The sequence below is a fragment of the Achromobacter deleyi genome (genome assembly GCF_016127315.1).
Classification (GTDB): Bacteria; Pseudomonadota; Gammaproteobacteria; order Burkholderiales; family Burkholderiaceae_B; genus Achromobacter; species Achromobacter insuavis_A.
In genome coordinates this window covers 3,581,049-3,594,455 of record NZ_CP065997.1, presented here as the reverse complement: position 1 = coordinate 3,594,455, position 13,407 = coordinate 3,581,049, and the positions used below count along the sequence as shown (strand labels likewise).

The following is a 13,407-nucleotide window of genomic DNA, read 5'->3' as shown; positions in this document are numbered from 1 at the left end:
GCGCATCGCCGGCCAGCGCCCGCGCCGGTACGCCGTGGGTCGCCGCTCCGCGGTCGCGATCAGTCGCCATCGAGCGCATTGAAGCCGATGGTCACGCCCAGCGCCGGCGCCAGGTCCTGGTCGACGATGGCCTTGGCGTTCTTCAACGTCAGCGTCGCCAGCCCCAGCAGGCGGCGCCCTTCCGCGTCGGCCAGCGCCTGCTCCAGCGGCGCCGGCACCTCGCGCAGCGTGCGCGCCGCATTGTCCAGCTCGCCCAGCACGGCGCCGCCCATCCAGGCGTCGCCCTGCGGCAAGGCATAGCCGCCCGCGCGGTAGAACGCGGCCAGGCCATCCAGGCCGGCCGCCAGCGTGCGCGTCGAAAGGCCGCTGCGCCAGAACGCGGCGCGCTTGGGGCGCGCGGCGTCCGCGGCGTCGCCCAGCACCGGCAGCAGCTTCACGTCACGCGCGAACTGCAGGCCGGTGGACAGCGCCTTCATGGCCTCCGCCGCCACTTCCTGCGGATCGCGATAGAGATCATTGCCCGCCTGCGGCCGCGCGAACTGGCGGCCAAACTCGGCCTGCGGGCCCCAGGCCTCGGCCAGGTCGCGCGAGATCGCGGCGACGTTGGCCGACACCGCCCGGGCATAGCCGCAGGCGTAGGCGAACGTCGGCGCGCCCTGCTGCTTGAGCAGCGCCGGCTCGCCATACAGCACGAATTCCAGCGCCGGCAGGCCCTGCAGCGCCACGCTGCGGCCGGCCAGCGCGCCGGGCTTGAGCAGCTCGGCATCCTGCGCCGCGATCGCGGCCTGCACCTGCCTGGGCATCACGCCGCGGGTATCGGGCCAGAACGCCAGGCGTTCGTAGCGGTTGGCCTGCACCAGCGGGCCGAAGCGCAGCGGTTCGAGCCGCGCCCACGCCAGCGCCAGGCCGGTGAACGCATCGCCGACCCGCTTGGCGCCAGCCGCGTCGGGCTGGCCACACCATGTGGCCAGGGCGCCTTCCAGGCCGCTGGCGGCCTCGACCATGCCGGCGGCGGCCGGCCGCGCATACCCTTGGGCCAGGCGCTCGCCCAGGTCGGCGGGCAGGCTGGCGGCGGACGCGGCCAGCGGCCCGGCCAGCAGCCAGGCGGCGGCCAGGACCCTGGCCGGGGCGCGCCGCGGCGCGACAACGGGATTCATCACAACGACTCCAGGAAACGGATCAGGTCGGCGCGTTCTTCGGGCGTCATCGCCACCACGCGGTCGCGCGCGGGCTGGCCGGCGCCGCCGTGCCACAGCACCGCCTCCAGCAGCGTGCGGGCGCGCCCGTCATGCAGCCAGGTAGCGTTGGGGTTCACGGTCTTGGTCAGGCCGATGCCCCACAGCGGCGGCGTGCGCCACTCGCGGCCGTTGGCCTCGCCATCGGACACGCCGTCGGCCAGGTCATCGCCCATGTCGTGCACCAGCATGTCGGTGTACGGCCAGATCAGCTGGAAGCGATGCTCGGCCTGCTTGGCGTTGCGGCTGGTGACGTACTTGGGCACGTGGCAGGCGACGCAATTGGCCTCGTAGAACAGCTTCTTGCCGGCCAGCACGCGGGCGTCGTCGATGTCGCGCCGCTGCGGCACCGCCAGGTTGGTCGAATAGGTGGTGACGAAGTCCATCAGCTTGGCCGGCACCTCTTCCGGACCGAAGCGCGGCTGCGCCCCGTGCGGCATCTTCAGGCACTGGACCTGCGCCGGCGTACAGTCGCCGTAGTGGTTGGGGAACAGCGGCGAGGACAAACCCATGTCGTTCGAGAACGCGGCCGCGCTCTGCTGCTCCACCGTGGGCTGGCCGGCCTTGAGATTGAAGCGGCCCAGCGCGCGCTGGCCGGTGCGCATGTCGGTGACCCAGTTGGCCTTGCCGACGATGCCATCGCGCTTGTCGGCGCCGATGTTGGCCAGGATGTCGGCCTCGTGGATCGATTCCAGCAGGCCCAGGCCGATCATCGGCGGCGCCAGCCGCGGCGAGATCTGCGTGTCCTTGCGCATCGGCCCGTACCCCAGGTTCTCGATGCGGTAGGCCGGCTTCAGCAGCGTGGCGGTCTCGCCGCCATTGAGCTTGACGGTGACCGGCGTGTAGTCGATCTCCATGCGGCCTTCGGCCGGCAACCCGGCCACCGCGAAGTTCTGCAGCTGCACGCCATAGACGGGCTCGGGCAGCAGCGCGATCTCGCCCGGCGCCAGGCGCGGATGGCCGCGGTCCGGGCCTTCGGGCACCGCCAGGCGCAGCAGCAGCGCCACCGCGTCGGGACGTTCCAGCGGATCGAAGCCGGGCACCGAGCCGCGCCCGTCCTTGGTATGACAGGCCTGGCAGGAGCGCGCGTTGAACAGCGGCCCGAGGCCGTCGGAGGCCTGCGTGGAGGCCGGCGCGGACACCCAGTCCTTGCGGAACAGGCCGTTGCCGACCTGGAATTCCTGGCGCCGTTCGAAGCTCATGTTGGCCGACGGCTGCGAGAAGATGTCGGCGTTGATGAGCTTGTTGGTGGTGGTGGCGCCCGCCTGCATGATCTCGAAGGTCTCGGCCTTGGAGAAATCGCGCGTGGGCGCGGTGATGGCGGTGACCCGCTTGAGGTCCTCGGCGCTCAGGTCATCGCGCCCGGCGGGCGCGGTCTGGGCAACGGCGGCGCCGGCATGGGCCGACGCCGCCAGTACGGCGGCGAATACGAGCTTCACTTGAATACGGCGTCGGGTTTGTCCAGGCTGTCGGAACCCTCGATGGCGACCTTGCCCAGGTCCAGCAGCGCGATCACGCGCTCCAGGCTGCGGGTCTGGTCGACCAGGCGGTCGATGGCGGCCTGCACCACCGCGTTGCCTTCCTTGTTGCCGTCCGCGATCATCTGGTCGTAGGTCTCGACCGTCTCGGCGCGGGTCTTCATCGCCTGCATGGCGGCCACGGTGGCGTCCAGCTTGGCGCGCACTTCGGCATCCAGCTTGGGATCGCGCGCCTTGACCAATTCGGACAGGCTGGCGCCCGACACCTTCTTGCCATCGACGCGGGTGTATGCGCCCAGGTAGACGTTGCGGATGCCGATCTGGTTGTAGAAGTGCGAGTTGTGGGTGTTGTCCGAGAAGCAGTCATGCTCTTCCTCGGGATCGTGCAGCATCAGGCCGAGCTTCATGCGCTCGCCGGCCAGTTCGCCGTACGACAGGCTACCCACGCCGGTCAGCATCGCCACCAGGCCGGCCTTGGGATCTTCCTCCACGGCCTTGCGCGCGGCGCCGTCCTTCTGCCAGTTGCCGACCATCTCTTCCAGGTCGGTCACCAGCAGGTCGGTCACGGCCTTCAGGTAGGCGATGCGGCGTTCGCAATTGCCGCCAGTGCACTGCTTGACGTCGTAGTCGGTGTGCGGGCGGTTGCCCGAGTGGCGTTCCTGCGGCGTGCCCTTGCGGTCGGCCGGCGCCGGGCCGGTGCCGTTCAGGTCCTGGCCCCACAGCAGGAATTCGATGGCGTGGTAGCCGGTGGCCACGTTGGCCTCGTTGCCGTCGGCCTCGTGCAGCACTTCAGACAGCAGCTTGGGCGTGATCTCGCTGACGTCGATGGTCTTGCCGCCCACCGAGATCTTGGAATTGGCGATGACGTTGACGGCGTAGTAGGCGTTCTCGTCATTCTCGGTGCCGTAGGAGGCGTCGACGTAGTCGATCAGGCCCTCGTCCAGCGGCCACGCGTTCACGCGCCCTTCCCAATCGTCAACGATGGGATTGCCGAAGCGGAACGCCTCGGTCTGCTGGTAGGGCACGCGCGCATCGAGCCAGGCCTGGCGGGCGGCCTTGAGCGTGTCCGCGCTGGGCTTGGCGACCAGGGCGTTGATGGCCTCGCGCAGCGTCTTGGCGGAAGTCAGCGCGTCTTCATAGCCGGCCAGCGCCAGATCCGAATAGTTCGTCACCACGGCCTTGGGCTGCGTGGCGGCGTGAACCGTCCCCCCGAATGCCGCGACGGCCAGCACCGCCCCCAACAACAACTTGCGCATCACTTTCTCCCGTAACTCGGACGAAATCCGCCCCGCGGCGGTGCCGTCCACACTTGAATTTTGTGGATGCGAGTGTAAACAATTTTCGTTTGTTGTTCAGAATAAAGTCAGCTACCTGACGTTTTTCCGAATGAAACGTCGAAAACGCGCCGTGGCCAGCGCCTGGCGCCCGCCCCTCGCGCCGGGGACCGGACGCGTGCAACACGGACGCGCAAAAAAAATGCCCGGGCGAACCCGGGCGCAGGGCGGCAAGGCCGGGCCGCGCGGCCCGGCCGCGCGCTCAGCGTTGCAGCGGCGCCTTGGCCGTCTCCTTGGCGGCCAGCACCGAGATGGCGGTCACCACCAGCGCGGCGGCCACGTACAGCGACACCGCCACGGTCGAGTTCCACGACTTGAACAGGCTGGCGATGATCAGCGGCGCGAAGCCCCCGCCGACGATGCCCGCCAGCGTGTAGGCCAGCGACGACCCGGCGTAGCGCACCCGGCCCGGGAACTGCTCGGTGATGAAGGCGGCCTGCGGGCCGTACATCATGGCGTGGATCAGCAGGCCCACCACCACGGCGGCGCAGATCGCGACGGGATGCGCGGTGTCCATCAGCGTGAAGAACACGAACGCCCAGACCATGCCCAGCACCGCGCCGGCCACGTACACCGGACGGCGCCCGATCTTGTCCGACAGATGCCCGCACAGCGGCACGGCGATGGCGTTGAGCGCCGCGCCCAGCATGGTGGCCCCCAGCGCCAGCGGCCGCGACAGGTGCAGCACCGTGGTCACGTAGGTCAGCGTGAACACCACCACCAGCGCATACAGCACGTCCGAACCGATGCGCGAACCGCCCGCCACCAGCAGCTGGCGCCAGTGCCGCACCAGCACTTCCTTGATCGGGGTGTTGGCGGTCTCGCGCTTCTGTTCCATTTCCAGGAACACCGGCGTCTCTTCGACGCCGCGGCGCAGCCACAGGCCGAACAGCACCAGCGCCACGCTCGACATGAACGGCACGCGCCAGCCCCAGGCCTGGAATTCCTCGGGCGTGAGCCACAGCGAGATCAGGGCGATGAAGCCGGTGCCGATCAGCGTGCCGCACGACGGCCCGACCTGCGTGAAGGACGCATTGCGGCCGCGCTGGTCGGGCTTGCCGTGCTCCATCGACAGCAGCACCGCGCCGGCCCATTCGCCGCCCAGCGCCACCCCCTGGATGAATCGCAGCGCCACCAGCGCCACCGGCGCCCACACGCCCCAGCTGGCGTAGGTGGGCAACATGCCCATCAGGCCGGTCGACACGCCCATGATGACCAGCGTGGCCACCAGCACGAACTTGCGCCCCAGGCGGTCGCCCAGGTGGCCGAAGACGAAGCCGCCCAGCGGCCGCGAGACGTAGCCGACGGCGTAGGTCGAGAACGCCAGGATGGTGCCCGTCAGCGGATCGAACGACGGGAAGAAGATGGCGTTGAACACCAGCGCCGCCATCAGGTTGTAGATCGTGAAGTCGTACCACTCCAGCGTGGTGCCGACCGAGCTGGCCATGGCCAGCTTCTTCATCTTGTCCGGCGACGCGCCGCCGTGGGCGGACGCCGGAGCGCGCAAGGTGTTTTCAGCCATCGTGATTCCCCATGTTTGTGATGTGTGTGGACGCGGCGCCGTGTCAGCGCAGGTCGGCGGCCGCCAGCTTCCAGCCCAGTTCGAGCAGCCAGGCGTCGCTGGCGCGGGTGCCGAAGGCGCCAGCGGCCTGTTCGGCCAGGGCCCGCGCGGCGTCGGCCGAGCTGGCCTCGACCACGAACAGCGGATCCAGGCGGCGATTGGCGGTGGATTCTCGCGGCAACGGGCCGCTCAGCGCAGCATCCGGCGCCAACAAATAGGACTGAACGAAGCCATCGACCTGGGCCAGGGCCGCGCCCGCCTCGGCCGCTCGCGCCTGCAGCGCGGCGGCGTCGCCACCGAACACCAGCGGCAGCACCGCGATGTGGCTGCCGCTGCCGAAGCCCGTCACCGCCTGCACCGCGCAGACGCGGCGCATGGGGTCGCGCATGCGGTCCAGGTTGGCCACCGACCAGGGCGTCTGGCGCTCGAAGGCGGCGCGGTAGTCGGCGGTGGTGAAGGCGCCCAGCGATTCCGTGCGGTACAGCCCCAGGTACTTGCGGCCGCCGGACAGCGAGAAATAGCGCGCGCCCGACAGGAAGCCCGGAATGCGCACGCGCTCTTCGACGTGCTCGCGGTCGTACCAGCGGTTGAAATCGGTCTCGAAGGCGGGATCGACGTCGCAGGCGACGAACAGCATGCCGTTGGGCGTGGACGGAGTGGTGGCTTGGCTCATGGAAAGAAAAAATCCCTTCGATAACGGAAGGGACTCATCTTCGGCCGATGGGGCCAAGTCCGACAAACGAGTAATTTTTCGCGTCGGCAATAAAATTATTGCGGACCGACCTAGGGATAACGCTATTGCGCGGAGCCGAATTTTGGCGGCGCCACCGACGCGGTGTATTGATCCGAGGCGCGGCAGGCCAGTTCGGCCACCAGCCGGATCGCCTCCGAGCCGGCGCCCTCCAGATAGCTCACCACCAGCAGCTGCGGCGGCACCGGCACGTCGCAACGGATCATCTGCACCTCGCCGCGCGCCACGTATTCATGGATCGGCGGCAGCGGCACCAGCGCGCGGCCAAAGCCGCTGCGCACCAGCCGCGCCAGCGCCGAGATCGAGCTGACGCAGTGCACCTTGCCCAGCGGCAGGCCGGCCTCGCGGAACAGTCCCTTGAGCGCCTCGTGCGGCTGCGAGCCGGGGCTCATGGTCAGCACCGGTTCGCTCAGCAACTGCTGCACCGTCAGCGCCTCTTCATCGCCGGCCGGCCCGACCCAGCCCATTTCCATTGGCAGGCACGGCATGCTGATGATGCCGGTGTCGGTCAGCAGGTCGGTCTGGAAGGCGATGTCGAGCGTGCCCTCGCGCAGGCCGCGATGCAGCGCGCGAGTGGTTTCCGAGGTCAGCTGCACCTCGATGCCCGGATAGGTGGAACGCAGATTGGTCAGGAAACCGATCAGCCAGGTGTGCACCACCGTCTCGATGGCGCCGATGCGCACCAGGCCGAACACCTCGTCGCCGGTGCGCCCCAGCGACAGGATCTGCTGGCGCAGCTGCATCAGCCGCTCGCCATAATCCAGCAGGCGCGTGCCCACGGCCGTCAGCCGCAGCTCCTTGGCGTCGCGCTCGAACAGGCGCGCGCCGATGTCCTCTTCAAGCGAGGCGATGCGGTTGGCCACGGCGGCCTGGGTGATATGCAGGCGGTCGCTGGCCGCACGGAAACTGCCCAGCCGGGCGGACCACAGGAATGCTTCGACGAAACGGGTATTCATATCCACGCCACGGCGCGCCCGATGACGCGCGGTTCCAAGAACAGCGGGGCGGCAGGCCCCGGCCTTTGCACATCCTAACGCCTGGCGGGCCGGCCGCGCCACGACGCCATGCGCGCCCTCTCGCGGTGCCGCATGCACCAGCATGGTTCACGCACCGCGCCATGATCGCCCCGCCACGGCGAAAACCGGGCCTGCGAAGGTTGGCACGGGTCTTGCTTGATGACTGGTATGCAAGCTTGTCTACAAGCGCCCGCCCCCTTACCGACCAGGAGTCACGCATGACCGACCGCCCCGCGCCCTTCGCTTTCAACGCCACCCGCCGCCGTCTGATGCAGGGCGCCGCGCTGGGCGCCGCCACGCTGGCCGCGCCGGCCCTGGTGCGGGCGCAGTCGGGCCCGGTCATCCGCATCGGCTACTGGCCGGTCGCGGCGGGCCTGCCGTTCTATGCCGCCATCGAGAAAGGCTACTTCAAGGAAGCCGGCCTGAACGTCGAGGCGCTCAAGTTCGCCGGCGCGCAGCAGGTCATGGAAGCCATGCTCGCGGGCCGCGCCGACGGCAGCGCCAACGGCACCGGCTCGGCCAACCTGGCCATCGGCGAGATCGCCTCGCCCGGCCTGTTCAAGATATTCGCCTCCAACCCCAGCAACGCCAAGAACGTGCTGGACGAGTTCATCGTCGCGAAAGACAGTCCCATCCAATCCATCGCAGACCTCAAGGGGAAAAAGGTCGGTTCTGGACCCGGCATCCAGAATGCCACGCTGGCCAAAGCAGTGCTGGAGCGCGCCGGCGCAACCGGGGCGACCGTGGTCGAGCTGGCGATAAGCCAGCACGTTGCCGCGGTCGCCGCCGGCCAGTTGGACGCGTGCTACACGCTCGAGCCCACCGGCACGGTCGGCCGCCTGAACGGCACCACCCGCGTGCTCGAGGCCGGCGTGATCGCCAAGTATGTGCTGGGCGATCCGATGGCGCCGTGGTTCGGCGGCTCGGCCTCGCTGACCACCGCGTTCCTGAAGAAGCATCCCGAGGAAAGCAAAAAATTCATCGCCGCCTACGCCCGCGGCATCGAGCTGATCCGCGCCAGGCCCGACGAGGCGCGCCCCTTCATGAAGGGCTACACCGCCATCGAAGGCCCCATGACCGAGGCCGTGCCGCTGGCCGCCTACACGCTCTACAACGAGTTCAGCCCCAGCGACATCCAGTACTTCCAGAAATTCTTCGACCTGTTCGCCGACAAGGGCATCTTCGCGCAGAAGGTGGACGTGGCCTCGATGCTGTACAAGGGCTGAGCCATGGACGCGATCAACGCAAACCGCGCCAGCGCGGCCCCGGCCGTTGGCGTCGGCCACGCGGCCGGCGCGGCGGCCAAGCCCGCCGCCGGGGTGCCGGGCAGCGCCCCGCACGGCGGCAGGCCTGCCGTCTCGCGGCCGCCGCGCACCTGGACCGCCGCGCGCCTGCTGCCGCTGATCGGCCCGCTGGCGCTGTATGTGGTGTGGGACCTGGTGGTGCGCTTGCAGCTGGTCAGCCCGGTGCTGCTGCCCACGCCCGGCGCCACGCTGGTGGCCCTGGCCAAGGGCATGGCCGGCGGCCCATTGCTGGGCGATTTCCTGGCCTCGGTCAGCCGCACGCTGCAGGCCTTCGTCATCGCCGGCGTGATCGGCGTGCCGCTGGGCGTGCTGCTCGGCAGCAACGAGAAGGCCTACCGCAGCGTCGAGTTCCTGGTGGACTTCTTCCGCTCGACGCCGTCGTCGGCGCTGATCCCGCTGTTCCTGATGATCTTCGGCGTGACCGACATGAACAAGATCGCCATCGCCGCCTTCGCCGCGGTGCTGGTGATCCTGTTCAACAGCGCCTACGGCGTCATCAACGCGCGCAAGCAGCGCGTGATGGCGGCGCGGGTGATGGGCGCCTCGCGCTGGCAGATCTTCAAGGACGTGCTGATCTGGGAAAGCCTGCAACCCACCTTCGTCGGCCTGCGCAGCGGCGTGTCGATGGCGCTGGTGATCGTGATCGTGGCCGAGATGTTCATCGGCTCGGACAGCGGGCTGGGCAACCGCATCATCAATGCGCAGCAGGTGCTGAACGTGCGCGACATGTACGCCGCGATCCTGGCCGCCGGCGCGCTCGGCTACGTCCTCAACATCCTCTTCCTGGTGCTGGAAAAGCGCGTGGTCCACTGGAGCGGCCGATAACCATGTCCACCGTCATCAACCCCGCCATCGCCCCCTCCCCCGCGCCCGCGCCGTTCCAGCCGGGCCCGCTGGGCACCCACATCACCATCCGTGGCCTGACCAAGTACTTCGCCGGCTGGCCGCTGTACGAGGACTTCAACCTCGACATTCCCAAGGGCAAGATCGTCTCGGTGTTCGGCCCCAACGGCTGCGGCAAGTCGACGCTGATCAACATGATCGCGGGCCTGATTCCCATCGACGCCGGCGAGATCCTGTTCGACGGCAAGTCGCTGGCCCAGACCAAGATCGGCTACGTCTTCCAGAACTACCGCGAGGCCATGTTTCCGTGGCTGCGCACCATCGACAACATCGCCTACCCGCTGCGCCTGGAAGGCCGCAGCAAGGCCGAGGTCGACGCGCGGGTGGAAGAGCTGGTGGCCTCGTTCGACGTCAAGTTCGACCTCAAGCGCTACCCCTACGAACTGTCGGGCGGCCAGCAGCAGACGGCCTCCATCATGCGCGCGCTGGCGCCGGGACCCGAAGTGCTGTTCCTGGACGAGCCGTTCTCCGCGCTGGATTTCGAGATGACGCTGTTCATCCGCGAAAAGCTGCAGGAGGTTTTCATGCAGACCGGCACCACCATGCTGCTGGTGTCGCACGACCTGGAGGAAGCGGTGTACCTGGCCGACCAGGTGCTGCTGCTGACCAAGCGCCCCACGCGCGTGGCCGAGATCCTGGACTACGGCGATGCCCGTCCGCGCACGGTCGAGACGTTGTCCGAGCCCAGCTTCATCGGCATGAAGAAGCTGAGCCTGGAGATCTTCCAGCGCGAAGTGCGCCGCTAGGCCCCCTTCGCCCCCTCCATCCACCCTCGCCGGGAGTCCGCCATGACCCAGGAAACCATCGACCAATACGTACGCAGCGCGCTGGCGCTGGCGGGCTACGCCCTGCGCGAGCCGGCCGCGGCCGAAGTGGCGCAGCAATTCACGCGCATCCACGACATCGCCTCGACCTTCATCGACGAGGCCTTGCCGGTGGCGCTGGAATCGGCCTCGGTGTTCCGCCCGTGAGCGGCGCCGCGCTCGGCCTGGCCCGCCGCATCCGCGGCGGCGAACACAGCGCGGTGGCGGTGCTGGACGCCACGCTGGCGCGCATCCGCACCGCCGACGCGCGCTACAACTGCTTCACCGCCATCACCGAGGACCGCGCGCGCCAGGAGGCGGCCGCCATCGACGCGCGCCGCGCCCGCGGTGACGCCCTGCCGCCGCTGGCCGGCGTGCCCTACGCCGTCAAGAACCTGTTCGACATCGCCGAGGAAGTGACGCTGGCCGGCGGCCGCGTCAATGCCGCCAACCCCGCCGCGCCGCGCGACGCCACGCTGGTGGCGCGCCTGCGCGAGGCCGGCGCGGTGCTGGTGGGCGCGCTCAACATGGACGAGCATGCCTACGGCTTCACCACCGAGAACTCGCACTACGGCCCCTGCCGCAATCCGCACGACGCCACCCGCATCGCCGGCGGCTCGTCGGGCGGCAGCGCCGCCGCGGTGGCCGGCGGACTGGTGCCGCTGACGCTGGGCTCCGACACCAACGGCTCGATCCGCGTGCCGGCCTCGCTGTGCGGCGTGTTCGGCCTCAAGCCGACCTTCGGCCGCCTGCCGCGCGGCGGCTCCTTTCCCTTCGTCGGCAGCCTGGACCATCTGGGCCCGTTCGCGGCCGACACCGTCGGCCTGGCCGCCGTCTACGACGCGCTGCAAGGGCCCGACGCCGACGACCCGGCCTGCGCCCAGCGCGCCGCCGAACAGACGCTGGCCGCGCTCGGCTCGGACCGGCCGCTGCGCGTGGCCGTGCTGGGCGGCTACTTCCACCATTGGGCCGGCCCCGAGGCGCGCCGCGCGGTGCAGCTTGCCGCGCAGGCGCTCGACGCCGCCGACAGCGTCGAGCTGGCCGGCGCCGAACAGGCCCGCGCCGCGGCCTTCATCATCACCTCGGCCGAGGGCGGCGCCCTGCACCGCCGCCGCCTGATCACGAACTACGACGACTACGAGCCCTACTCGCGCGACCGCCTGGTCGCCGGCAGCCTGGTGCCCGCGGCCTGGGCGCAGCAGGCCCAGCGCATCCGCCATCGCGTCTACCGCGAGGCGCTGGCGCTGTTCGAACGCTACGACGTGCTGATCGCGCCGGCCACGCCGGTGCCGGCCACGCCCATCGGCACCACCAGCCTGACGCTGGCCGGCCAGACCCTGCCGGCGCGCGCCAGCATGGGCCTGCTGACGCAGCCCATTTCATGCATCGGCCTGCCCGTGTGCGCGGCGCCCGTGTGGCCCGGCATCGGCGCCGACGCGCACCTGCCGCTGGGCGTGCAATTGATCGCCGCGCCGTGGCGCGAGGCCGACTGCCTGCTGGCCGCGCAGCGGCTGGAACACGCCGGCGTCGCCGCCGTCCGTCCCGTCTAGTCCGTCAACCGAGGCCGCCCATGGACTCCGCATTCGCCGTCATCGACACGCCCCGCAGCCTGGCCGATTCCGCCTACGGCACGCTCAAGCGCGACATCCTCGACTTCCGCCTGGCGCCCGGCGACCGCTTCACCGAAACCGAGATCGCCGACCGCCTGCGCGTCAGCCGCACGCCGGTGCGCGAGGCGCTGTTCCGCCTGGAACGCGAGGGCTACCTGGAAGTGCGCCAGCGCAACGGCTGGCTGGTCAAGCCGCTGGACTTCGACACGCTCGATCATTTCTACGAGCTGCGCAGCGTGTTGGAGATCGCGGCCGTGCAGGCCCTGTGCGCGCCCGGCCAGGTGCCGGACCCGCTGCGCGCGCTGCAGCCGCTAGTGGACCTGTGGCTGGTGGACGGCGCCCACCAGTCGCACGATGGCGAATGGCTGGCCGCGCTGGACGAGCGCTTCCACACGGACCTGGTGGCCGCCGCCGGCAACCCCGAGATCGCGCGCGTGCATCGCGCCGCCACCGAGCGCATCCGCATCGTGCGGCGGCTGGATTTCACCCAGCCCGAGCGCATCAGCCGCACCTACGCGGAACACGGCGCCATCCTGCAGGCGATCCTGCGGCGTGACGCCGAACAGGCCACCGCGCTGCTGCGCGCCCACATCGGCGACAGCCAGGCCGCCGTGCGCAAGATCACGCTGCACCGGCTGTACGCCAGCCGGCGCGCGCAGGCGGCGTAGCCGGCATGGCCGGGCCACGGCGCCCGCTCGCGGCCGCGTCAGCGCGGCCGCAGCCAGCGGCCCAGCCGCCGCGTCACGAACGGAATGCAGACGAACACCATCACCGGCGTCATGGTCACGCTGGTGATCAGCGCGCGCCAGAACACCGGCAAGGCGCTCAGGTGTTCGCTCACCAGCAGCGTGAACGCCAGCAGCACCGGGAAGTACGCCAGCCAGATGCTCACGGCCTGCTTCCAGCGCGGCGGCGCGCCCGGGTTGCCCTGCGGGCCGAACCAGCTGTCCATGCCGCTCACGCGGCGCGCGTGGCTGGCGCGCACCAGCGCGGCGCCGCGTTCGAGCCACATGCGGCGCGGCAGCGATTGCTCCCAGCGGTTGAGGCTGGCCTCGTCATTGAAGCGCAGCACGATCTGGTACTGGTCGCCGCCCTCGGGCGGTTGCAGCACGCCCGAGCCGAGAAAACCGGGAAAGCCGGCGGCGAGGATCTCGCCCTGGCGCATCCAGGACAGGAAATCGCTGTAGCGTTCAGGCGTAATGTGCCGGGTGACCAGCATGGTGACCGGGGCGGGAACGGCGGAACGGGACATGGTGAAACTCCTGGGGCGGCGTGCAGCGTGTTATGTGGTGTAAACCCTAGCAAGCCGCGTGCCAGCCTTGCACCGCAGCATCCGCCCGCGCGCAGCGTGGTCGCGGCACGACGTGGCCGGATTTGCGCACCGCAACACACCCCATATTGGTGATTACCCT

At 69.8% G+C, this 13,407-nt stretch carries 13 protein-coding genes; 6 read left to right on the top strand and 7 right to left on the bottom strand.

The genetic code is table 11. The features are described from left to right. Window positions 1-59: 59 nt before the first annotated feature. The 6 genes from I6I07_RS16530 to I6I07_RS16505 all read right to left on the bottom strand — a co-directional run bounded on the left by I6I07_RS16530 (window position 60) and on the right by I6I07_RS16505 (window position 7,315). Window positions 60-1,157: an imelysin family protein gene (locus I6I07_RS16530; protein WP_198482905.1), complete on the bottom strand. Its 1,098-nt coding sequence runs from the start codon at window positions 1,155-1,157 to the stop codon at window positions 60-62. After that, window positions 1,157-2,674, bottom strand: coding sequence for a di-heme oxidoredictase family protein (locus tag I6I07_RS16525; RefSeq protein ID WP_198482904.1), 1,518 nt, complete (start codon window positions 2,672-2,674; stop codon window positions 1,157-1,159). Before I6I07_RS16525 ends, I6I07_RS16530 begins: the two co-directional genes overlap by 1 nt. Then, on the bottom strand, window positions 2,671-3,969 hold the full coding sequence (locus I6I07_RS16520) for an imelysin family protein (protein ID WP_198482903.1): 1,299 nt from the start codon (window positions 3,967-3,969) through the stop codon (window positions 2,671-2,673). Before I6I07_RS16520 ends, I6I07_RS16525 begins: the two co-directional genes overlap by 4 nt. A gap of 280 nt (window positions 3,970-4,249) precedes the next feature. Continuing rightward, window positions 4,250-5,569 carry an MFS transporter gene (locus I6I07_RS16515; RefSeq protein WP_198482902.1) on the bottom strand — a complete coding sequence of 440 codons (1,320 nt, stop codon included), beginning with the start codon at window positions 5,567-5,569 and terminating at the stop codon, window positions 4,250-4,252. A 43-nt stretch (window positions 5,570-5,612) separates the two neighbouring features. Next, window positions 5,613-6,281, bottom strand: coding sequence for a DUF4286 family protein (locus I6I07_RS16510; protein ID WP_198482901.1), 669 nt, complete (start codon window positions 6,279-6,281; stop codon window positions 5,613-5,615). 122 nt (window positions 6,282-6,403) lie between these two features. After that, a complete protein-coding gene (locus tag I6I07_RS16505) occupies window positions 6,404-7,315 on the bottom strand; it encodes a LysR family transcriptional regulator (RefSeq protein ID WP_198482900.1) in 912 nt (303 codons plus the stop codon). A 278-nt stretch (window positions 7,316-7,593) separates the two neighbouring features. Between I6I07_RS16505 and I6I07_RS16500 the strand changes: the two genes are divergently transcribed. From I6I07_RS16500 to I6I07_RS16475, 6 genes are read left to right on the top strand one after another with little or no spacing between them, the layout of a single operon-like run. Beyond that, complete coding sequence (locus I6I07_RS16500) at window positions 7,594-8,601, top strand: ABC transporter substrate-binding protein (RefSeq protein ID WP_198482899.1); 1,008 nt, start codon at window positions 7,594-7,596, stop codon at window positions 8,599-8,601. Between the two features lie 3 nt (window positions 8,602-8,604). Continuing rightward, a complete protein-coding gene (locus I6I07_RS16495; RefSeq protein WP_232625610.1) occupies window positions 8,605-9,504 on the top strand; it encodes an ABC transporter permease in 900 nt (299 codons plus the stop codon). Window positions 9,505-9,506: 2 nt separating this feature from the next. Then, window positions 9,507-10,328 carry an ABC transporter ATP-binding protein gene (locus I6I07_RS16490; protein WP_198482898.1) on the top strand — a complete coding sequence of 274 codons (822 nt, stop codon included), beginning with the start codon at window positions 9,507-9,509 and terminating at the stop codon, window positions 10,326-10,328. 42 nt (window positions 10,329-10,370) lie between these two features. Next, complete coding sequence (locus I6I07_RS16485; protein WP_006390395.1) at window positions 10,371-10,553, top strand: DUF4089 domain-containing protein; 183 nt, start codon at window positions 10,371-10,373, stop codon at window positions 10,551-10,553. Further along, window positions 10,550-11,935 (top strand): AtzE family amidohydrolase, encoded by a 1,386-nt coding sequence (locus I6I07_RS16480; protein WP_198482897.1) that lies wholly within the window; start codon window positions 10,550-10,552, stop codon window positions 11,933-11,935. The genes I6I07_RS16485 and I6I07_RS16480 overlap by 4 nt, the downstream gene beginning before the upstream one ends. A gap of 20 nt (window positions 11,936-11,955) precedes the next feature. After that, a complete protein-coding gene (locus I6I07_RS16475; RefSeq protein ID WP_198482896.1) occupies window positions 11,956-12,663 on the top strand; it encodes a GntR family transcriptional regulator in 708 nt (235 codons plus the stop codon). A gap of 38 nt (window positions 12,664-12,701) precedes the next feature. Here I6I07_RS16475 and I6I07_RS16470 read toward each other — a convergent pair whose 3' ends face one another. Beyond that, on the bottom strand, window positions 12,702-13,247 hold the full coding sequence (locus tag I6I07_RS16470; RefSeq protein WP_198482895.1) for an antibiotic biosynthesis monooxygenase: 546 nt from the start codon (window positions 13,245-13,247) through the stop codon (window positions 12,702-12,704). Window positions 13,248-13,407: the final 160 nt, after the last annotated feature.

What these genes read in the sequence shown, in the direction of transcription:
- I6I07_RS16530 (WP_198482905.1), bottom strand. Translation starts at nt 1,157, where the DNA reads ATGAATCCCGTTGTCGCGCCGCGGCGCGCCCCGGCCAGGGTCCTGGCC.
- I6I07_RS16520 (WP_198482903.1), bottom strand. Translation starts at nt 3,969, where the DNA reads ATGCGCAAGTTGTTGTTGGGGGCGGTGCTGGCCGTCGCGGCATTCGGG.
- I6I07_RS16515 (WP_198482902.1), bottom strand. Translation starts at nt 5,569, where the DNA reads ATGGCTGAAAACACCTTGCGCGCTCCGGCGTCCGCCCACGGCGGCGCG.
- I6I07_RS16510 (WP_198482901.1), bottom strand. Translation starts at nt 6,281, where the DNA reads ATGAGCCAAGCCACCACTCCGTCCACGCCCAACGGCATGCTGTTCGTC.
- I6I07_RS16505 (WP_198482900.1), bottom strand. Translation starts at nt 7,315, where the DNA reads ATGAATACCCGTTTCGTCGAAGCATTCCTGTGGTCCGCCCGGCTGGGC.
- I6I07_RS16500 (WP_198482899.1), top strand. Translation starts at nt 7,594, where the DNA reads ATGACCGACCGCCCCGCGCCCTTCGCTTTCAACGCCACCCGCCGCCGT.
- I6I07_RS16495 (WP_232625610.1), top strand. Translation starts at nt 8,605, where the DNA reads ATGGACGCGATCAACGCAAACCGCGCCAGCGCGGCCCCGGCCGTTGGC.
- I6I07_RS16490 (WP_198482898.1), top strand. Translation starts at nt 9,507, where the DNA reads ATGTCCACCGTCATCAACCCCGCCATCGCCCCCTCCCCCGCGCCCGCG.
- I6I07_RS16485 (WP_006390395.1), top strand. Translation starts at nt 10,371, where the DNA reads ATGACCCAGGAAACCATCGACCAATACGTACGCAGCGCGCTGGCGCTG.
- I6I07_RS16475 (WP_198482896.1), top strand. Translation starts at nt 11,956, where the DNA reads ATGGACTCCGCATTCGCCGTCATCGACACGCCCCGCAGCCTGGCCGAT.
- I6I07_RS16470 (WP_198482895.1), bottom strand. Translation starts at nt 13,247, where the DNA reads ATGTCCCGTTCCGCCGTTCCCGCCCCGGTCACCATGCTGGTCACCCGG.